Source organism: Burkholderia sp. A2, from assembly GCF_001729305.1.
Classification (GTDB): Bacteria; Pseudomonadota; Gammaproteobacteria; order Burkholderiales; family Burkholderiaceae; genus Burkholderia; species Burkholderia sola.
In genome coordinates this window covers 1-18,369 of record NZ_LZXX01000110.1, presented here as the reverse complement: position 1 = coordinate 18,369, position 18,369 = coordinate 1, and the positions used below count along the sequence as shown (strand labels likewise).

Annotated in this window: 18 protein-coding genes; 14 read left to right on the top strand and 4 right to left on the bottom strand. The window is 66.7% G+C overall.

The features are described from left to right. Nucleotides 1-128 precede the first annotated feature (128 nt). Nucleotides 129-989: a pyridoxal kinase PdxY gene (pdxY, locus tag A9Z05_RS25325; protein WP_050011428.1), complete on the bottom strand. Its 861-nt coding sequence runs from the start codon at nt 987-989 to the stop codon at nt 129-131. 184 nt (nt 990-1,173) lie between these two features. Here pdxY and A9Z05_RS25320 point away from each other — a divergent pair, with 184 nt between their 5' ends. After that, the gene (locus tag A9Z05_RS25320; RefSeq protein WP_069620522.1) at nt 1,174-2,235 is read left to right on the top strand and encodes an alpha/beta fold hydrolase; all 1,062 of its coding nucleotides are present in this window, start codon (nt 1,174-1,176) and stop codon (nt 2,233-2,235) included. Between the two features lie 36 nt (nt 2,236-2,271). Here A9Z05_RS25320 and A9Z05_RS25315 read toward each other — a convergent pair whose 3' ends face one another. Continuing rightward, the gene (locus A9Z05_RS25315; protein ID WP_069620521.1) at nt 2,272-3,270 is read right to left on the bottom strand and encodes an LLM class flavin-dependent oxidoreductase; all 999 of its coding nucleotides are present in this window, start codon (nt 3,268-3,270) and stop codon (nt 2,272-2,274) included. 638 nt (nt 3,271-3,908) lie between these two features. Between A9Z05_RS25315 and hpnI the strand changes: the two genes are divergently transcribed. The 5 genes from hpnI (at nt 3,909) to A9Z05_RS25290 (ending at nt 9,238) form a co-directional block, all read left to right on the top strand. After that, complete coding sequence (gene hpnI / locus A9Z05_RS25310) at nt 3,909-5,084, top strand: bacteriohopanetetrol glucosamine biosynthesis glycosyltransferase HpnI (protein ID WP_069620520.1); 1,176 nt, start codon at nt 3,909-3,911, stop codon at nt 5,082-5,084. A 134-nt stretch (nt 5,085-5,218) separates the two neighbouring features. Further along, nucleotides 5,219-6,661, top strand: coding sequence for a hopanoid biosynthesis associated radical SAM protein HpnJ (gene hpnJ, locus A9Z05_RS25305; protein WP_371090916.1), 1,443 nt, complete (start codon nt 5,219-5,221; stop codon nt 6,659-6,661). 3 nt (nt 6,662-6,664) lie between these two features. Further along, on the top strand, nt 6,665-7,549 hold the full coding sequence (gene hpnK, locus A9Z05_RS25300; RefSeq protein ID WP_069620518.1) for a hopanoid biosynthesis-associated protein HpnK: 885 nt from the start codon (nt 6,665-6,667) through the stop codon (nt 7,547-7,549). Further along, nucleotides 7,546-8,595, top strand: a complete 1,050-nt coding sequence (locus A9Z05_RS25295) for a lysylphosphatidylglycerol synthase domain-containing protein (RefSeq protein WP_069620517.1) — start codon at nt 7,546-7,548, stop codon at nt 8,593-8,595. The genes hpnK and A9Z05_RS25295 overlap by 4 nt, the downstream gene beginning before the upstream one ends. 88 nt (nt 8,596-8,683) lie before the next feature. Then, on the top strand, nt 8,684-9,238 hold the full coding sequence (locus A9Z05_RS25290) for a hypothetical protein (protein WP_069620516.1): 555 nt from the start codon (nt 8,684-8,686) through the stop codon (nt 9,236-9,238). 3 nt (nt 9,239-9,241) lie between these two features. Here the strand turns inward: A9Z05_RS25290 and A9Z05_RS25285 are convergent, their stop codons facing one another. Both A9Z05_RS25285 and A9Z05_RS25280 read right to left on the bottom strand, forming a co-directional pair. Continuing rightward, nucleotides 9,242-9,538: a BrnA antitoxin family protein gene (locus A9Z05_RS25285; protein WP_069620515.1), complete on the bottom strand. Its 297-nt coding sequence runs from the start codon at nt 9,536-9,538 to the stop codon at nt 9,242-9,244. Further along, entirely contained in the window at nt 9,522-9,818 is a 297-nt protein-coding gene (locus tag A9Z05_RS25280) for a BrnT family toxin (protein ID WP_069620514.1), read from the bottom strand. The genes A9Z05_RS25285 and A9Z05_RS25280 overlap by 17 nt, the downstream gene beginning before the upstream one ends. Nucleotides 9,819-10,215: 397 nt before the next feature. Here A9Z05_RS25280 and A9Z05_RS25275 point away from each other — a divergent pair, with 397 nt between their 5' ends. The 8 genes from A9Z05_RS25275 to A9Z05_RS25240 all read left to right on the top strand — a co-directional run. Beyond that, on the top strand, nt 10,216-10,905 hold the full coding sequence (locus A9Z05_RS25275; protein WP_011544981.1) for an ABC transporter permease: 690 nt from the start codon (nt 10,216-10,218) through the stop codon (nt 10,903-10,905). Beyond that, on the top strand, nt 10,902-11,615 hold the full coding sequence (locus A9Z05_RS25270; protein ID WP_006476443.1) for an ABC transporter permease: 714 nt from the start codon (nt 10,902-10,904) through the stop codon (nt 11,613-11,615). The genes A9Z05_RS25275 and A9Z05_RS25270 overlap by 4 nt, the downstream gene beginning before the upstream one ends. 20 nt (nt 11,616-11,635) lie before the next feature. Beyond that, nucleotides 11,636-12,436, top strand: coding sequence for an ABC transporter ATP-binding protein (locus A9Z05_RS25265; RefSeq protein WP_069620513.1), 801 nt, complete (start codon nt 11,636-11,638; stop codon nt 12,434-12,436). Between the two features lie 21 nt (nt 12,437-12,457). Beyond that, nucleotides 12,458-13,498, top strand: coding sequence for a GlxA family transcriptional regulator (locus A9Z05_RS25260; RefSeq protein ID WP_069620512.1), 1,041 nt, complete (start codon nt 12,458-12,460; stop codon nt 13,496-13,498). A gap of 999 nt (nt 13,499-14,497) precedes the next feature. Further along, nucleotides 14,498-15,730 carry an aspartate aminotransferase family protein gene (locus tag A9Z05_RS25255; protein ID WP_069620511.1) on the top strand — a complete coding sequence of 411 codons (1,233 nt, stop codon included), beginning with the start codon at nt 14,498-14,500 and terminating at the stop codon, nt 15,728-15,730. A 30-nt stretch (nt 15,731-15,760) separates the two neighbouring features. Then, nucleotides 15,761-16,828 carry an arginine/ornithine succinyltransferase subunit alpha gene (aruF, locus tag A9Z05_RS25250; RefSeq protein ID WP_069620510.1) on the top strand — a complete coding sequence of 356 codons (1,068 nt, stop codon included), beginning with the start codon at nt 15,761-15,763 and terminating at the stop codon, nt 16,826-16,828. Then, nucleotides 16,825-17,856, top strand: a complete 1,032-nt coding sequence (astA, locus tag A9Z05_RS25245; RefSeq protein WP_069620509.1) for an arginine N-succinyltransferase — start codon at nt 16,825-16,827, stop codon at nt 17,854-17,856. Before aruF ends, astA begins: the two co-directional genes overlap by 4 nt. A 7-nt stretch (nt 17,857-17,863) precedes the next feature. Continuing rightward, nucleotides 17,864-18,369 (top strand): aldehyde dehydrogenase family protein (locus A9Z05_RS25240; RefSeq protein ID WP_141723476.1); only part of this gene is annotated, 506 nt, incomplete at its 3' end.

Genomic DNA, 18,369 nt, shown 5'->3' with positions numbered 1-18,369 from the left:
GCGCGCGGCACCCCGGAGGAGCGGAGAACGGCAGGGGCGGCGAGGGGCGGCGACGGAGCAGCGGGTGGCAGCGCGGGGCGGCAGAGGGCGGCAGACGACGGCCGCGGCGAGGAGGGCGATGCGCACCGTCAGGCGTCGGTCACCCACGCGCCGAACCATTCGCTCGGCCGCGCAATTTCGTCCTGCGCGGCGACGAGTTCGAGCTCGTAGCGGCGCGCGTCGTAGGTGGCCTTCACGACCGCGTGCACGGCCGCGAGCGTGTGTTCGAACGCGGCGCGCACCGAGTCGCCGCGCAACCGGCATGCGACGAAGATCGCGCTGGTCAGGTCGCCGACGCCGACCGGATGGCGCGGAAACGCATACAGCGGCCGCTGGCCGATCCACGCTTCGGTTTCGGTGACGGCGAGCATGTTGAAGCGGTCGGCCGGGCTGTTGCGGTCGTGCAGGTGCTTGACGAGGATGATCTTCGGGCCGCGGCGGATCAGCGCGCGGCACGCGTCGACGGCTTCCGCGACGGTCTCGATGCGTCGCCCGGCGAGCTTCTGCAGTTCGGTGTGGTTCGGCGACATGCCGTCCGCGAGCGCGGGCACTTCCTGGACGATGAATTCCTCGACGCCGGGCTCGGGCCGGACGCCGCCCGTCTGGCCCATCGCCGGATCGCAGAAGTACCACGCATTCGGATTCATCGCCTTCACCGAGCGCACGATCTCGACCGCGGCACGCGCCTGCGGCGGCGAGCCGAGGAAGCCGGACAGCACCGCGTCGCAACGCTTGAGCGCGCCGATGGCGGCGATGCCGTCGACGAGCTGTTCCATCTTCGCGGCGTCGATCGCGCTGCCGGCCCAGTGGCCGTACTGCATGTGATTCGACAACTGGACGGTGTTGAGCGGCCAGACGTTGACGCCGAGGCGCTGCATCGGGAACACGGCCGCGCTGTTGCCGGCATGGCCGTAGATGACGTGCGACTGAATGCTGAGGACGTTTTTCATGGGAATTCGCCTGCACGCGTTTCAGGGTCACGTCACACGATACCCGAGTTCGTCGTACGCGCGGAAGTCGCGCGGCCCCGGAGTGTTGCGCGCCGTCGTCACGCGACCGCGTAGAATCGCGAGGCGCGAGACAGCTCCGCTGCAACCCGGCTGCCCGCGCGCATCCCCCATCACCGTGATCGCCATGCTTTCGATTTGCAAGATCCTGTCTGTCGCCCGCGCCGCCGTGCGGTGCGCGAGCGCCGCCGCCGCGTGCGCGCTGCCCGTTGCGACCGTCGCCGCGACGCCCACCGCCAACGACGGGCCCGCGTACGGCCCGCGCCTGGAAGGGTTCGCGTATCCGGCGCCCGTGCACGAATATGCGTTCGTGTCGCAGCGCGAAACCCTCGAGATGGCGTACCTCGACGTGCAGCCCGCGCATCCGAACGGCCGCACCGTCGTGCTGCTGCACGGCAAGAACTTCTGCGCGGCAACCTGGGAGGACACGATCGGCGTGCTGAGCCGCGCCGGCTATCGCGTGATCGCGCCGGACCAGATCGGCTTCTGCAAGTCATCGAAGCCCGAGCGCTACCAGTACAGCTTCCAGCAACTCGCGCGCAACACGCACGCGCTGCTCGAATCGGTCGGCGTGAAGTCGGCGACGCTCATCGGCCACTCGACGGGCGGGATGCTCGCGATCCGCTACGCGCTGATGTATCCGAAGGCGACCGACCAGCTCGTGCTCGTGAACCCGATCGGCCTCGAGGACTGGAAGGCGCTCGGCGTGCCGCCGCTGTCGGTCGACTACTGGTATGCGCGCGAGCTGAAGACCAACGCCGACGGCATCCGCCGCTACGAGCAGGCGACCTACTACGCGGGCAAGTGGTCGCCGTCGTACGAGCGCTGGGTGCAGATGCTCGCCGGCATGTATCGCGGCGCCGGCCGCGACGCGGTCGCGTGGAACTCCGCGCTGATCTACGACATGATCCTCACGCAGCCGGTGGTCTACGAATTCGGCGCGATTCGCGTGCCGACGCTGCTGATGATCGGCGACAAGGACACGACCGCGATCGGCAAGGACGTCGCGCCGCCCGACGTGCACGCGAAGCTCGGCCGCTATCCGGAGCTCGCGAAGCGCACGCAGGCCGCGATTCCCGGCGCGCAGCTCGTCGAATTTCCGGCGCTCGGCCACGCGCCGCAGATCCAGGACCCGGACGCGTTCCACAAGGCGCTGCTCGACGGGCTGGACGCCGTGCGCCCGCAGTGAGGCGGCGCAGGCGGCCGGCCGTGCGCGGTCGCGCCGTCAGCTTGCCTCGCTCGCGAGTTCGTCGCGGATCTGCGCGGCCAGTTCGAACGAGCGCAGCCGCGCGGCATGATCGTAGATCTGCGCGGTGATGATCAGCTCGTCGGCGCCCGTCTGCGCGATACGGTCGCGCAGCTTGTCGCGGACCGTGTCGCGCGAGCCGACCGCCGCGAACGACAGCGAATGCGCGACGGTCGCGAGTTCGAGTTCGTTCGCCTCGAGCGCGTCGACGGGCGGCGGCAGCTTGCCCGGCGTGCCGCGCCGCAGGTTGATGAACTGCTGCTGCAGCGACGTGAACAGGCGCCGCGCCTCGTCGTCGGTCTCGGCCGCGAACACGTTGACGCCGACCATCGCATGCGGCTTCGGCCAGGCGGCCGACGGCCGGTACTGCGCGCGATAGATCTCGAGCGCACGCATCAAATAGTCGGGCGCGAAGTGCGACGCGAACGCGAACGGCAGCCCGAGCATCGCCGCGAGCTGCGCGCTGAACAGGCTCGAACCGAGCAGCCACACCGGCACGTCGAGCCCCGCGCCGGGCACCGCGCGCACGCGCTGGCCGGGCACCGGCTCCGCGAAGTAGCGCTGCAGCTCGGCGACGTCGTCCGGGAACGAGTCCGCGCTGCCGATCAGGTCGCGGCGCAGCGCGCGCGACGTGGTCTGGTCGGTGCCGGGCGCGCGGCCGAGGCCAAGGTCGATGCGCCCCGGATACAGCGACGCGAGCGTGCCGAACTGCTCGGCGATCACGAGCGGCGCATGGTTCGGCAGCATGATGCCGCCCGAGCCGACCCGGATCGTCCGCGTGGCGCCCGCGACGTGGCCGATCACGACGGCGGTGGCCGCACTCGCGATCCCCGGCATGTTGTGATGCTCGGCCAGCCAGTAACGCCGGTAGCCCCAGCGCTCCGCGTGCTGCGCGAGATCGACGGTGTTGCGGAACGCCTGCGAGGCGTCGGCGCCGGCCGGAATGGGCGCGAGATCGAGTACGGAAAACGGTGTCATCGGAAGACCTTCGAAACGGGGTGGCGTGGTGATGCGCTGACGCAACAGACGCCAAGGATTTTGCCAAAGGGTTCCGGAACGTGCTGGCGGCGCGCGGATACCCATGCGCCTTACAGGGGTGCAGGGTTGCTTGCGACGATCGTTGCGAAAATCAACCTAATCGCCGATTAATTACCAAACTTTACGGCGATTGGAAATGAAACCGCATCGACATACAAATTTGCACGAAACGTTTGATTTTAAAGACTGCAATACGCCTGCAAAGTGCTTACGCTAATGTGAACGTGGCCGGGCCGATCAGGCTCGTCGACCGCTCAGCTTTGCCGGAATTGCACTAGTCCGTTTCGCGTAGCACCGAGCGCGGGGGGGCGCAGACTGCTAAAATCCGCCGCCTGCCCATCTTGTGCCGATGGAGCCATTCGAGTCTTCCCGCATGCCGTCCGGGCGCTGCGCGGGGATACGCCACGCGAAGCCGGGCATGGCCGAACCCGAACCACGGGTCGCGCCTCCCCCATTACAGACGCTGCAGGAACAAGGAGTCGGGTCGTGCCCGCGTTCGTCGTTGTCGGAACACCGCATCACGCTCAATCACGCTCAAGCGTGTGCCATGGCGCCCAGGTCGCCGGGAGGCATCGCGCATGACGCCCACCGCCACGCTGCTCGACTGGGTCCTGATCGTGTTCACGCTGGCCGCGGCCGGCTATGCGCTCGTCGCTGCCTTCGCGCCGCGGCCGCGCACGCCGCGCACGGCCGTGCGCGACGGCTTCGAGCCGGTCAGCGTGTTGAAGCCGCTGTGCGGCGCGGAGCCGCATCTGTATGAAAACCTCGCGACCTTCTGCGCGCAGCGCCATCCGCGCTACGAGGTGCTGTTCGGCGTCGCATCGTCGGCTGATCCGGCCGCGGCCGTCGTCGAGCGGCTGCGCGCCGATCACCCGGATTGCGACATCACGCTCGTGATCGACGCGCGCGTGCATGGCAAGAACCTGAAGGTCAGCAACCTGATCAATCTCGCCGAGCGCGCGAAATACGGTCGCATCGTGATCGCGGACAGCGACATCGCGGTGCAGCCCGACTATCTGGAGCGCGTGACGGCGCCGCTCGCGGACCCGTCGGTCGGGGTCGTCACGTGCCTGTATCATGCGCGCAGCGTCGGCGGCTTCTGGACGCGGATCGGCGCGCAATTCGTCGACGCATGGTTCGCGCCATCGGTGCGGATCACCCACCTCGGCCGCTCGAGCCGCTTCGGCTTCGGCGCGACGCTCGCGCTCACGCGCGACACGCTCGACCGGATCGGCGGTCTCCTCGCGCTGAAGGACGAGCTGGCCGACGATTTCTGGCTGGCCGAGCTGCCGCGCCGCCTCGGGCGGCGCACCGTGCTGTCGGAGGTCGAGGTCGCGACCGACGTGACCGAACCGTCGTTCGGGCCGCTGTGGCACCGCGAGACGCGCTGGCTGCGCACGATCCGTTCGCTGAACCCGGCCGGCTTCGCGTTCCTGTTCATTACGTTTACCGTGCCGTGGCTCGCGATCGGCGCGGTGCTGGCATTGCGTCTGGACGGCACCTTCGCCGGCACGCTGGCGGGCGGGGCGGCCGCGCTCGGCGCATTCGGGCGGCTCGTGCTGCATGCGCGCGGCGAGGACGGCTGGCGCGCATTCTGGCGCGACCTGCCGCTCGTCGCGGTGCGCGACACGCTGCTCGCGCTCGAGTGGCTCGCGGCCGCGTTCGGCACGCACGTCGTGTGGCGCGGCGCCAGGATGACGGTCGTCGGCGGCGAACGCGCGACGGCGGCCGTGGAAGCAGTGGACGGCCGCTAGCGCCGTCGATCGAACCCGGCCCGCGGGCCGAGACGCGTCGCACGGCGAAGCCGCGCGGCGCGACATGACAGAGAGGCGGGCGCCGGCAGGGCGGCCCGCGGTTTTTTGACTGAATCGTTGTAACGAAACGAACTATGCAGGCTACCGGAGCATTCATGAAAACGCTGTTCTTGCAGGCCCCTTCGTATGACGGCTTCGACGGCGGAGCCGGCTCGCGCTATCAGGCCAAGCGCGAAATCCGTTCCTTCTGGTATCCGACCTGGCTCGCGCAGCCGGCCGCGCTCGTGCCGGGCAGCCGCGTCGTCGATGCGCCGGCCGACGGGCTGTCGGTCGAGGAAACGCTGAAGATCGCCAACGACTACGACCTCGTGATCATCCACACGAGCACGCCGTCGTTCCCGACCGACGCGATGTTCGCGCAGGATCTGAAGAAGATGAAACCGTCGATGCTGGTCGGCATGGTCGGCGCGAAGGTGATGGTCGATCCGCACAACTCGCTCACGGCGAGCGACGCGATCGACTTCGTGTGTCGCGAGGAATTCGACTACACCTGCAAGGAACTCGCCGAAGGCAAGCCGTTCCCCGAGATCAAGGGCTTGAGCTGGCGCGCGAAGGACGGCTCGATCGAGCACAACGAAGCGCGTCCGATCCTCGAGAACATGGACGAGCTGCCGTTCGTCGCGCCGGTCTACAAGCGCGACCTGAAGATCGACAACTACTTCATCGGCTACCTGAACTACCCGTACGTGTCGATCTATACGGGCCGCGGCTGCAAGTCGCGCTGCACGTTCTGCCTGTGGCCGCAGACGGTCAGCGGCCATCGCTACCGCACGCGTTCGGTCGAGAACGTGCTCGCGGAAGCGAAGTGGATCCGCGACAACATGCCGGAAGTGAAGGAACTGATGTTCGACGACGACACCTTCACCGACGATCTGCCGCGCGCCGAAGCCATCGCCATCGGCCTGGGCAAGCTCGGCATGACGTGGTCGTGCAACGCGAAGGCCAACGTGCCGTACAAGTCGCTGAAGATCATGAAGGAAAACGGCCTGCGCCTGCTGCTGGTCGGCTTCGAATCAGGCGACGACCAGATCCTCGTGAACATCAAGAAGGGCGTGCGCACCGATTTCGCGCGCCGCTTCAGCGCCGACTGCAAGAAGCTCGGCATCAAGATCCACGGCACCTTCATCCTCGGCCTGCCGGGCGAGACGCAGGAGACCATCAAGAAGACGATCGAGTACGCGAAGGAAATCAACCCGCACACGATCCAGGTCTCGCTCGCCGCGCCGTATCCGGGCACGACGCTTTACAAGCAGGCTGTCGAGAACGGCTGGATGGAAGAGAACAAGACCATCAACCTGGTCAGCAAGGAAGGCGTGCAGCTCGCGGCGATCGGCTATCCGCACCTGTCGCGCGACGAGATCTATCACCATCTCGAGCAGTTCTATCGCCAGTTCTACTTCCGCCCGTCGAAGATCTGGGAAATCGTGCGCGAGATGCTGACGAGCTGGGACATGATGAAGCGTCGCCTGCGCGAAGGCGTCGAGTTCTTCCGCTTCCTGCGCGCGCACGAGGCCTGATCCGTGACGACGCAGCGGGCGGCGCGGGCGCTGATCTTCACCGCGGACGACTTCGGGCTCCACCCGCGCGTCAACGCGGCGGTCGAGCGCGCGCATCGCGACGGCGTGCTGAACGCCGCCAGCCTGATGGTCGGCGCGGCCGCCGCGCAGGATGCGATCGAGCGCGCGCGGCGGCTGCCGTCGCTCGCGGTCGGCCTGCATCTGGTGCTCGCGGACGGGCCGGCCACGCTGCCCGCGCATGAGATTCCCGCGCTCGTCGGCCCCGACGGGCGATTCGGCGACGCGATGGCGAGGGACGGCTGTCGCTTCTTCTTCCTGCCGCACGTGCGCGCGCAACTGCGCCGCGAGATCCGTGCGCAGTTCGATGCGTTCGCAGCGAGCGGCCTGCCGCTCGATCACGTGAACGCGCACAAGCATTTCCATCTGCATCCGACCGTGCTGTCGATGATCGTCGAGATCGGCCGCGACTACGGGCTGCGCGCGGTGCGGCTGCCGTACGAAACGCGCGCGCCGGCGCTGCTCAAGCCGTGGATCGCGCTCGTGCGCGCGCGGCTCGACCGCGCGGGGCTCGCGCACAACGACTACGTGGTCGGCATCGAGCATACGGGCGCGATGGACGAGGCCGTGCTGCTCGACGCGCTCGCGAAGCTGCCGCCGGGCGTCGGCGAGATCTACTGCCATCCGGCCGAAGCCGGCGACGGTCCGATCACGCCGACGATGGCCGATTACCGTCCGGCCGACGAACTGGATGCGTTGTTGTCGCCGCGCGTCGCGGCCGCGTTGAAGGCAGCGGGCGTCGCGACCGGCGGCTTTGCCGACGTGTTCGGCGGGCCCGCGGCACGGCGCGGCGCGCACGCGTCGCGCGCACCGGGAGCGCAGCCGTCATGAGCAAGTGGATCAAGTGGCTCGGCTGGCCGATCGGCATCGGCATCCTGCTCGCGCTGGGGCTGCACGAAGGCGTCGGCGACGTGTCGCAGATGCTCGCGCGCGCCGGCTACGCGCTGCTGTGGCTCGTGCCGTTCCACGCGCTGCCGCTGCTGCTCGATGCATACGCGTGGCACCAGTTGCTCGACCGGCGCGCGTCGCTGCCGTTCCTGTGGTGGATCGCGACCGTGCGCGAGGCCGTGAACCGGCTGCTGCCCGTGGTCGGGATCGGCGGCGAGATCGTCGGCATCCGGCTCGCGCGCTGGCAGGTGCCCGACGCGAGCCGTGTGACCGCATCGGTGATCGTCGAGGTGCTCGTGACGATCGTCGTCCAGTATGCGTTCGCGGCGCTCGGCCTCGTGCTGCTGCTCGCGACGACCGACAACATGGGCGGCGGCACGATCGGGCTCGCGCTGCTGCTGACGCTGCCGTTGCCGGTGCTCGGTGTGGTGCTGATGCGGCGCGGCGGCATCTTCCACGCGATCGAGCGTTTCGCGGGCCGCCTGCTCGGCGATTCGCACCGGCTGCTGCAGGGCGTCGACGGCCGCCGGCTCGACGCCGACATCGATTCGCTGATGTCGCGCACGGGCCTGCTGTTCAGCGCGTTCGTCTGGCAACTGGCCGGCTACGTGCTCGGCGCGCTCGAGATCTACTGGGCGCTCGCACTGCTCGGCCACCCGGTGTCGATCGGCGGCGCGATCGCGATCGAGGCGATGACGCAGGCCGTCCGGCATGCGGCGTTCATGGTGCCGGGCGGGCTGGGCGTGCAGGAGGCGACCGTCGTGCTGCTCGCGCAGATGTTCGGCGTCGACCGCGAGACGGCGCTGTCGCTCGCGGTGGTCAAGCGCGGTCGCGAGGTGCTGTTCGGCTGCCTCGCGCTCGGCTCGTGGCAGCTTGCCGAGCTGGTGCGCACGCGTGGCCGTCTGGGCGCGCCGCCGGGTGGGCCGCGCCCGGCGCCGCCGGCGAACCGGGCGCCCGAAACCCGCGCCGAAACCGAAACGACGCATTGAACATCCGACGGGCCGAGCGGCCCGTCTCGCGCTTTTGGCGTCGCGCGGGTATCCTTGCCGCGTGTTTTCTCCACGCGCCATTCTTCCGATGATTTTCCGTTTCCGGCTGCTTTCCGTGACGATGCTGACCGCCGCGCTGGCGCTGACCGGTTGCGACGACCAAGGCCATCTCGACGTGCAACGTATCAGGGACTTCTTCAACGCGATCAAGCCCGCGCCGCTGCTGCTGAAGGGGCTGAAGGTCGGCGAATCGACCGAGGCCGACGTGCGCGGCACGATGGGCAAACCCGAGACCGAGCGCACGTTCACCGATGGCTCGAAGCGTCTCGAATATCCGCGCGGCCCGATGGGCAACCAGACCTGGTTCGTCGATCTCGATGCGAACGGGCGCTACACGGGCGCGACGCAGGTGCTGACCGCCGAGAATTTCGCGAAAGTGCGCCCGGGGATGGACGAGGACGAGGTGCGGCGCCTGCTCGGCAAGCCCGGCGACATCGCGCAGTATCCGCTGAAGCCCGAGACGGTCTGGAGCTGGCGCTGGCTCGAGGACGGCGTCAACACCGACGCGTTCTTCAACGTCCATTTCGGCCCGGACGGGCTCGTCTATACGACTTCGCGCTCCGACATCCTGAAAGGGCGGTGACGTTCACGCGCGGCGCTTCTTCAGCCAGTCGCGCAGCGCGTCGTTCATGCGCGTCTGCCAGCCGGGGCCGTCTGCCCGAAACGCGGCGAGGATGTCCGCGTCGTAGCGGATGCTGACCTGTTCCTTCGGGTGCTCGAGCTTCGGACGCCCGAATTTCTTCGCGACGACCTCGACGAAGGGCTCCATCGCGTCGATTTCTTCGTCGCGGAGTTCATGGGCGTCCGGATCGGCGGCGATGCCGCGGGCGATCGCCGCTTCTTCCTCGGGCGTGTTGCGTATGAATTTAACCGCCTTCTTCATATCGACTCATCTCTCGGTTGTTGGCTTTTCGCAGGCTGACGACACGCAGCGCGCGGCCGCGCGGAACGACGATCGCCGTGTGAAGGCGCGCGCCGATCGGCACCAGACAGATCCAGCGCGTCTCGCCGTAATTCCGACGGACATCCGGCCACGCGCGCGCTGCTTCCCATTCGGCGAATTCGGCCATTCGCAGCGAAATGCCGTGTTTCAGTCGGTTTGACAGATCCTTGGCATCGTCGAAAACGAACGGAATTTCGACTAATTGTGGATGCGAAAACATGAGATGGCAAGGGGTTTTTGTAGATGCAAAAATTGGAAGGCGCCGCGGCTGGCATCGGGCCGGCGCGCTTCGCGTCGCGGGCATGAGCGAGCGATTGTGTGGCGTGGGTCCGGACCTGCCTATTCGGCCTGACGGCCAGTCCGGCGCTATATCGAAAAAGCGACCGGAAAATTGCAAAAAGCCCGCTTCCCGGCGTGTCATCGGACTGTCAGGAAGCGGGTTTTTTCCTTTTGAAACAGCAGCGTAGGCCGTGCGCGGAAATGGTGGGACGAATTGTTGCGACGCAGCAATCGCGCGTACGGTGATTTGAGGCAAATAATTTCGCTTGCGACTATCCGCGTCAGCCCGGCGCGGGACAGGCCTACGCGTCGGCATTCATTCAACTCTGGAGACGCGCGTGTTCCTTTACGGCTTTGGTCCCGTCCTCTGGGCCGGCACCGTGCAGACCATCGAGCTGTCGGTGCTGTCGCTCGCCACCGCGGTGGCGCTGGGGCTGATCGGCGCGGTAGCGAAGCTGTCGCACAACCGGGTGCTGCGAGCGATCGCGACCGGTTATACGACGCTGATCCGCTCGGTGCCCGATCTTGTGCTGATGCTGCTGCTGTTCTACAGCATCCAGATCTGGCTGAACCAGTTCACCGACCTCGTCGGCTGGAACCAGATCGACATCGATCCGTTCGTGGCCGGCGTGCTGACGCTCGGCTTCATCTACGGCGCGTACTTCACCGAGACGTTTCGCGGCGCGTTCCTGTCGGTGCCGCGCGGCCAGCTCGAAGCCGGTTCGGCTTACGGAATGAGCGGCGCGCGCGTGTTCGTGCGGATCATGTTTCCGCAAATGATGCGCTTTGCACTGCCGGGCATCGGCAACAACTGGCAGGTGCTCGTGAAGGCGACCGCGCTGGTGTCGATCATCGGTCTCGCGGACGTCGTGAAGGCCGCGCAGGACGCCGGCAAGAGCACGTTCAACATGTTCTTCTTCATCCTCGTCGCGGCGCTGATCTATCTCGCGATCACGACCGTCTCCAACCTCGTGCTGATCCAGCTCGAGAAGCGTTATTCCATGGGCGTGCGGCACGCAGAACTATGATCGAGATCCTCCAGGAATTCGGCAAGGCGTTCCTTTTCTGGGACGGCCAGCGCCTGTCCGGCCTCGCGGTGACGCTGTGGCTGCTCGTCGCGTCGATTTCGCTCGGCTTCGTATGCGCGGTGCCGCTCGCGGTCGCGCGCGTGTCGAGGAACAAGTGGGTGTCGATGCCCGTGCGGTTCTACACGTACGTGTTCCGCGGCACGCCGCTCTACGTGCAACTGCTGCTGATGTACACGGGCATGTACAGCCTCGAGTTCGTGCGCTCGCACTCGCTGCTCGACGCGTTCTTCCGCAGCGGTTTCAACTGCGCGATCCTCGCGTTCGCGCTGAACACCTGCGCGTACACCACCGAGATCTTCGCCGGCGCGATTCGCGCGATCCCGCACGGCGAGGTCGAGGCGGCGCGGGCGTACGGGATGTCGCCGTTCACGATGTACCGCCGCGTGATCCTGCCGTCGGCGCTGCGCCGGGCGCTGCCGCTGTACAGCAACGAGGTGATCCTGATGCTGCACGCGACGACCGTCGCGTTCACGGCGACCGTGCCGGACATCCTGAAGGTCGCGCGCGACGCCAATTCCGCGACCTACATGGCGTTCCAGTCGTTCGGGATCGCCGCGCTGATCTATCTTGCGGTATCGTTCGCACTCGTCGCGGCGTTTCGCCGCGCGGAGCGCCACTGGCTCGCGTATCTCGCGGCCGCCCGTCATTGAATTACTTCGAGGAGAGCCAGTTGGCCGAGATCACTCACACGAGCGCGTCCGCTTCCGTCAAGCTTGCCGCGGTCGACATCCACAAGCGCTATGGCGACAACGAGGTGCTCAAGGGCGTGTCGTTGAACGCGAAGGCCGGCGACGTCATCAGCATCATCGGCGCGAGCGGTTCGGGCAAGAGCACGTTCTTGCGCTGCATCAATTTCCTCGAGCGGCCGAATGCGGGGCAGATCGTCGTCGACGGCGAGGCCGTGCGCACGAAGACCGACCGTGCCGGCGCGCTCGAAGTCGCCGATCACAAGCAGCTGCAGCGCATCCGCACGAAGCTCGCGATGGTGTTCCAGCACTTCAACCTGTGGGCGCACATGAACGTGCTCGAGAACGTGATGGAAGCGCCCGTGCACGTGCTCGGCATTTCGAAGAAGGAAGCCGAGGAGCGTGCGCGCGAGTACCTGGAGAAGGTCGGTCTGCCGCCGCGCGTCGAGAAGCAGTATCCGTCGCATCTGTCGGGCGGGCAGCAGCAGCGGGTGGCGATCGCGCGGGCGCTTGCGATGCATCCGGACGTGATGCTGTTCGACGAGCCGACCTCCGCGCTCGATCCGGAACTGGTGGGCGAAGTGCTGAAGGTGATGCAGAAGCTGGCCGAGGAAGGCCGCACGATGATCGTCGTCACGCACGAGATGGGTTTCGCGCGCAACGTGTCGAATCATGTGATGTTCCTGCATCAGGGGCGGACCGAGGAAGAGGGCGATCCGAAGGAGGTGCTGGTGCGCCCGCAGAGCGAGCGGCTCAAGCAGTTCCTGTCGGGCAGCCTCAAGTAACGCAACAGGCCGGGTTTCAACGTGGTACCGGTGTCTCGTCCCGCAGGCGCCACCCGCACGACGCAGGTGGCGATCGTTGCATTGCCGCCCGTGTCGATGTCGGGCGTGGGTCCGATCGTCGATGCGCTGAATCTCGCGAACGAAATCGACGGGCGGCTGTTGTACCGCTGGCGGGTATGTTCATGGGACGGGCGGCCGGTGCCGCTCGCCGGCGGCGCGCAGTGGCATGCCGATGCGGCGTTCAACGATGCGATCGCGTGCGACTGGCTGATCGTCGTGTCGGAGCGGTTTCAGCAGTTTGCCGATTACCGGTTGTTTCTCGCGAGTCTCGCGCGGGTCGGGCAGCGCACGCCGGTGGTGACCGGGATTCATCACGGCGTGTGGTGGCTCGCGATGGCCGGGCAGCTTTCCGGGTATCGCGTGAGCGTGAACTGGGAGACGTATCAGCAGTTCGCCGAGCAGTTCGAGCGGTCGATCGTCACGCAGCAGATCTTCGAGATCGATCGCGATCGGGCGACCTGTGCCGGTGGGCAGGCGACCGTCGATTTCATGCTGGCCATGATTGGCCGGGAACATGGGGTGGATCTCGCGGAGCGGATTGGCGATGCGCTCGGAGTCGGGGTTTTGCGCAGTGGCGAGGAGCGGCAGAGGATTCCGTTCGTGACTGCGCCGGGGGAGCGGCATCCTCGGCTCAATGATGCGTTGCTTTTGATGGAGGCCAATGTCGAGGATCCGCTCACTACCGATGAGATCGCCGGGCTCGTCGGCGTTTCCCGGAGGCAGCTCGAAAGGCTCTTTCGGCAGTATCTCGGGGCGATGCCCTCCAAGTATTACCTCAATCTTCGATTGCTCAAGGCAAGGACTCAGTTGCAGCGGACCAGTAAGTCCGTCGTTCAGGTTTCTCTCGCCTGTGGGTTCTCTTCTGCCGCGCACTTCTCTAACGCCTACCGCGAAAGGTTTGGGGTCACGCCTCGGGAGGATCGGCGAGCGTGGCTCGAAAAGCAGACAGGCGGCGGCAGTGAACCTCGAGGGGGGGCGCTCGTCGAGCGCGGGAAAGATTGAGGGTGGGTTTGACTTGGTTTGTTTGGCGGTCCGCCCGCGTTTGGTGTGAAGCACCTGCGATCGTGTCGGTCTATTAGCGTCGCCCCTGCGCGGGGCAGCGGTCACTTTTCTTTGTCTTGCCAAAGAAAAGTAACCAAAAGAAAGGCGCTCGGATATCGCATGACTTACCGGTGCCATCGCCAACAGAGTGGCCCGCACAAAAGTGTCCGCGCCAGCCAGGAATCCGGAGTGGTTCGAGCAATGGTTCTGACACCACTCACTACCCCACGGAGCGGTATACCGTCCGCTAGCTCCATCCTCGCTACGCTCGGCTGCAAGGTGCTTCAAGGGCTCGCGTTCGGGCTTTCTGCATGAGATGTGGCTTGCCAGGCACTTTTTCTGCTCCCCCATTTGTGTGACCGATCCGCCTTTCGCGACGACGATGTGTTTGCGCCCCGCATTTTTCTCGCGGGCAAAGCAGCGAATTCCGTTTATTGAAGGCACATCAAGTTCCACGGGAGGGGCGGCGATGGCGGGATTGGTTGGGATGGACCTGTCGGCCGAGCGAAGCGAGGACGGAGCTAGCGGGTGGTATACCGCTCCGTGGGGTAGCGAGTGGTGTCAGAACCATTGCTCGAACCACTCCGGATTCCTGGCTGGCGCGGACACTTTTGTGCGGACCACTCTGCTGGCTATGGCACCGGTAAGTCATGTGTTATCCGAGCGCCTTTCTTTTGGTTACTTTTCTTTGGCAAGACAAAGAAAAGTGACCGCTGCCCCGCGCAGGGGCGACGCTAATAGACCGACACGATCTTAGGTGCTTCACACCAAACGCGGGCGGACCCCAGACAAGCGAGAAAAAGCCCCAAAATACCGACACGGCGTAGCCACCCCGGCCGCCCGAAAGGGGCAAAACCCAAACCTTCCGATAGAACCCGTCGCAATTCCGCAAGACGCTTGCGTCACCCTTCCCTAAACTTGATCCTGTTGAACCCTCTTACGAAACCGAAAGGAACGACCATGACGACCTCGACCGTGACCCGCCAGACATTCGACGAAGTGATGGTGCCGGTATTCTCTCCCGCGCCGTTCGTGCCGGACCGTGCAGAGGGCTCCCGCGTGTGGGACACGGCCGGCCGCGAGTACATCGATTTCGCGTGCGGCATCGCGGTCACGTCGCTGGGCCACGGCCACCCGGAACTGCTGAAGGTGCTCGACGAACAAGGCCGCAAGCTCTGGCACATCGGCAACGGCTACACGAACGAGCCGGTGCTGCGCCTCGCGAAGCGCCTCGAATCGCTGACCTTCGCCGACCGCGCATTCTTCGCGAACTCGGGCGCGGAAGCGAACGAAGCCGCCCTGAAGCTCGCGCGCCGCGTCGCGTTCGACCGCCACGGCGCCGATAAAGTCGAAATCGTGTCGTTCGTGCAGTCGTTTCACGGCCGCACGTTCTTCACGGTCAGCGTCGGCGGCCAGCCGAAATACTCGGAAGGCTTCGGCCCGGTGCCGGAAGGCATCAAGCACCTGCCGTTCAACGACATCGAAGCCGCGAAGGCCGCAATCGGCCCGAAAACCTGCGCGGTGATCGTCGAGCCGGTGCAGGGCGAAGGCGGCGTGATCCCGGCCGATCCGGCCTTCCTGAAAGCACTGCGCGAAGCGTGCGACGCCAACGACGCAGTGCTGATCTTCGACGAAGTGCAGACGGGCGTCGGCCGCACGGGCCAGTTCTACGCATACATGGACACGGGCGTCACGCCGGACATCCTCACGACCGCGAAGGCACTCGGCAACGGTTTCCCGATCGGCGCGATGCTGACGACGAACGAACTGGCCGCGCACTTCAAGGTCGGCGTGCACGGCACGACGTACGGCGGCAACCCGCTCGCATCGGCGATCGCGGACAAGGTCGTCGAACTGATCGGCGACCCGGCGCTGCTCGAAGGCGTGCGCGAACGCAGCGTGCGCCTGAAGGGCGCGCTCGAACGCATCAACGCACGCTTCGGCATCTTCAAGGACGTGCGCGGCAAGGGCCTGCTGGTCGGCGCCGAACTCACCGCCGCATTCGACGGCCGCGCGAAGGACTTCGTCACGGCCGCCGCCGAGAACGGCCTGATCATGCTGATCGCCGGTCCGAACGTGCTGCGCTTCGTTCCGTCGCTGGTGATCCCGTTCGACCTGCTCGACGAAGGCGTGAAGCGCTTCGAGAAGGCGGTCGAACAAGTGCTCGCCGCACAGGAAGCCACCGCGCGCTGATCGGCGCCCCCATCGCAGACAGGAACGACGATGCTATTTGTTCGCCCCGGCAAACTCACGGATCTCGATGCCCTCGCGCAGATGGCGCGCACCGCGCAGCCGGTCCTGCACTCGCTGCCGCACGACCGCGCGGCGCTCGAAGCGCGTGTGGCGCTCTCCGAGGATTCGTTTCGCGCGGACGTCGACTTCGCCGGCGAGGAGTTCTACCTCTTCGTGCTCGAGGATTCGACAACCGGCAAGCTGCTCGGCACGGCGAGCATCGTGGCCGCGGCCGGCTACTCGGAACCGTTCTACGCGTTCCGCAACGACGCGCTGATCCACGCGTCGCGCGAGCTGCACGTGAACCGCAAGATCCACGCGCTCACGATGTCGCACGAGCTGACCGGCAAGAGCCGGCTCGCGGGCTTCTACGTCGATCCGTCGCTGCGCGGCGACGCGGCCGCGCACCTGATCTCGCGCGCCCGGATGATGTACATCGCCGCGAACCGTCGCCGTTTCACGCCGGAAGTGTTCACGCTGCTGCTCGGCGTGAGCGACGGCAACGGCGCGTCGCCGTTCTGGGAAGCGGTGGGCCGCAAGTTCTTCGGACGCGACTTCACCGACGTCGACATCGCATCGGGCGGCCGCAGCCGCACGTTCATCGCGGAAGTGATGCCGGCCTATCCGCTCTACGTGCCGCTGTTGCCGGAAGCCGCGCAGCGCGTGCTCGGCGAGCCGAACGAAACGGCACTGCTCGCGTACGACATCCATCTCGAGGAAGGCTTCGAGCCCGACCGCTTCGTCGACATCTTCGACGCGGGTCCGGTGCTGACCGCGCAGGTCGACCGCACCGCGTGCGTGAAGCAGGCGTCGGAGCGCGTCGTGCGCGAGGCCGCGCACCAGCAGGGCGACGTCGCGTACATGGTGTCGACGGGCAGCGGCGAATCGTTCCGCTGCGTGCTGGCCGACCTGCCGGGCGACGCGGCCAACGCGCACGGCACCCACGCGCCGCTGGCCGGCGACGTGCGCGCGGCGCTCGACGTGAAGGAAGGCGATGTCGTGCGCTGCGTGCCGCTGCATCGCCGCGACGATGAAGATTTGAAGGGAGACGCAGCATGATCGTCGTTCGGGTCGTACAAACGGGCGACGTCGACGCGCTCGTGTCGCTCGCGCAGGAAACCGGGCCGGGCCTGACCACGTTCAAGCCCGACCGCGACGCGCTCGCCGCGCGCATCGAACGCTCGCGCCGCACGCTCGAAGGCCTCGCGGCGCCCGGCGAAGCCGGCTACTTCTTCGTGATGGAAGATTCGAAGACGCGCGATATCGCGGGCGTGTGCGGAATCGAGACGCAGGTCGGCCTCGAACAGCCGTTCTACAACTATCGCGTGAGCACGGTCGTGCATGCGAGCCAGGAGCTCGGCGTGTGGACGCGCATGCACGCGCTGAACATCTCGCACGACCTGACGGGCTACGCGGAAGTGTGCTCGCTGTTCCTGAGTCCGCGCTATCGCACGGGCGGCGTCGGTGGCCTGCTGTCGCGCTCGCGCTTCATGTTCATCGCGCAGTTCCGCGACCGCTTTCCGGAACGCATCTGCGCGGAACTGCGCGGCCACTTCGACGAGGACGGCACGTCGCCGTTCTGGCGCGCGGTCGGTTCGCACTTCTACCAGATCGATTTCAACGCGGCCGATTACCTGAGCTCGCACGGCCGCAAGTCGTTCCTCGCGGAACTGATGCCGCGCTACCCGGTGTACGTCGACCTGCTGCCGCAGGACGCGCAGGACGCGGTCGGCCTCACGCATCGCGACACGCTGCCGGCCCGCAAGATGCTCGAAGCGGAAGGGCTGCGCTACCAGAATCACGTCGACATCTTCGACGCGGGCCCGGTACTCGAATGCCACGTCAACGACCTGCGCACGGTACGCGAGAGCGTCGTCGTGCCGGTCGCGATCGGCGTGCCCGACGCACGGGACGACGCCCCCAGGTCGCTCGTGTCGAACACGTCGCTCGGGGATTTCCGCGTCGGCGTCGCGCCGGGCGTGGTCGCGAACGGCGCGTTCGTGCTGTCGGCCGACGATGCCGCCGCGCTCGACGTGAAGGCCGGCGATCCGGTCCGCGTGCTGCCGCTCAAAGTCAAACAGGGATAAACGAATCATGACGGAACTCTTCATCGACGGCGCCTGGGTCGCAGGCTCGGGCCCCGTCTTCGCGTCGCGCAACCCGGGCACCGACGAAATCGCATGGCAGGGCGGCAGCGCATCGGCGGCGGACGTCGACCGCGCGGTCGCGAGCGCACGGCGCGCATTCGCCGGCTGGTCGGCGCTCGCCTTCGAAGCGCGCTGCGAGATCGTCAAGCGCTTCGCGACGCTGCTCACCGAACGCAAGGAAGCGATCGCGACCGCGATCGGCCGCGAGACGGGCAAGCCGCTGTGGGAAGCGCGCACCGAAGTCGCGGCGATGGCCGCGAAGGTCGGCATCTCGATCCAGGCGTACCAGGAACGCACCGGCGAGAAGCGCCAGGACATGGCCGACGGCGTCGCGGTGCTGCGTCACCGCCCGCACGGCGTCGTCGCGGTGTTCGGCCCGTACAACTTCCCCGGCCATTTGCCGAACGGTCATATCGTGCCGGCGCTGATCGCCGGCAACACCGTGGTGTTCAA

Bases quoted from the DNA above. Each gene is read 5' to 3' on its own strand.
- A9Z05_RS25295 (WP_069620517.1), top strand. From the start codon at position 7,546: ATGAGCAAGTGGATCAAGTGGCTCGGCTGGCCGATCGGCATCGGCATC.
- A9Z05_RS25270 (WP_006476443.1), top strand. From the start codon at position 10,902: ATGATCGAGATCCTCCAGGAATTCGGCAAGGCGTTCCTTTTCTGGGAC.
- hpnI (WP_069620520.1), top strand. From the start codon at position 3,909: ATGACGCCCACCGCCACGCTGCTCGACTGGGTCCTGATCGTGTTCACG.
- pdxY (WP_050011428.1), bottom strand. From the start codon at position 989: ATGAAAAACGTCCTCAGCATTCAGTCGCACGTCATCTACGGCCATGCC.
- astA (WP_069620509.1), top strand. From the start codon at position 16,825: ATGATCGTCGTTCGGGTCGTACAAACGGGCGACGTCGACGCGCTCGTG.
- A9Z05_RS25315 (WP_069620521.1), bottom strand. From the start codon at position 3,270: ATGACACCGTTTTCCGTACTCGATCTCGCGCCCATTCCGGCCGGCGCC.
- A9Z05_RS25290 (WP_069620516.1), top strand. From the start codon at position 8,684: ATGATTTTCCGTTTCCGGCTGCTTTCCGTGACGATGCTGACCGCCGCG.
- A9Z05_RS25285 (WP_069620515.1), bottom strand. From the start codon at position 9,538: ATGAAGAAGGCGGTTAAATTCATACGCAACACGCCCGAGGAAGAAGCG.
- hpnJ (WP_371090916.1), top strand. From the start codon at position 5,219: ATGCAGGCTACCGGAGCATTCATGAAAACGCTGTTCTTGCAGGCCCCT.
- A9Z05_RS25320 (WP_069620522.1), top strand. From the start codon at position 1,174: ATGCTTTCGATTTGCAAGATCCTGTCTGTCGCCCGCGCCGCCGTGCGG.
- A9Z05_RS25280 (WP_069620514.1), bottom strand. From the start codon at position 9,818: ATGTTTTCGCATCCACAATTAGTCGAAATTCCGTTCGTTTTCGACGAT.
- A9Z05_RS25255 (WP_069620511.1), top strand. From the start codon at position 14,498: ATGACGACCTCGACCGTGACCCGCCAGACATTCGACGAAGTGATGGTG.
- aruF (WP_069620510.1), top strand. From the start codon at position 15,761: ATGCTATTTGTTCGCCCCGGCAAACTCACGGATCTCGATGCCCTCGCG.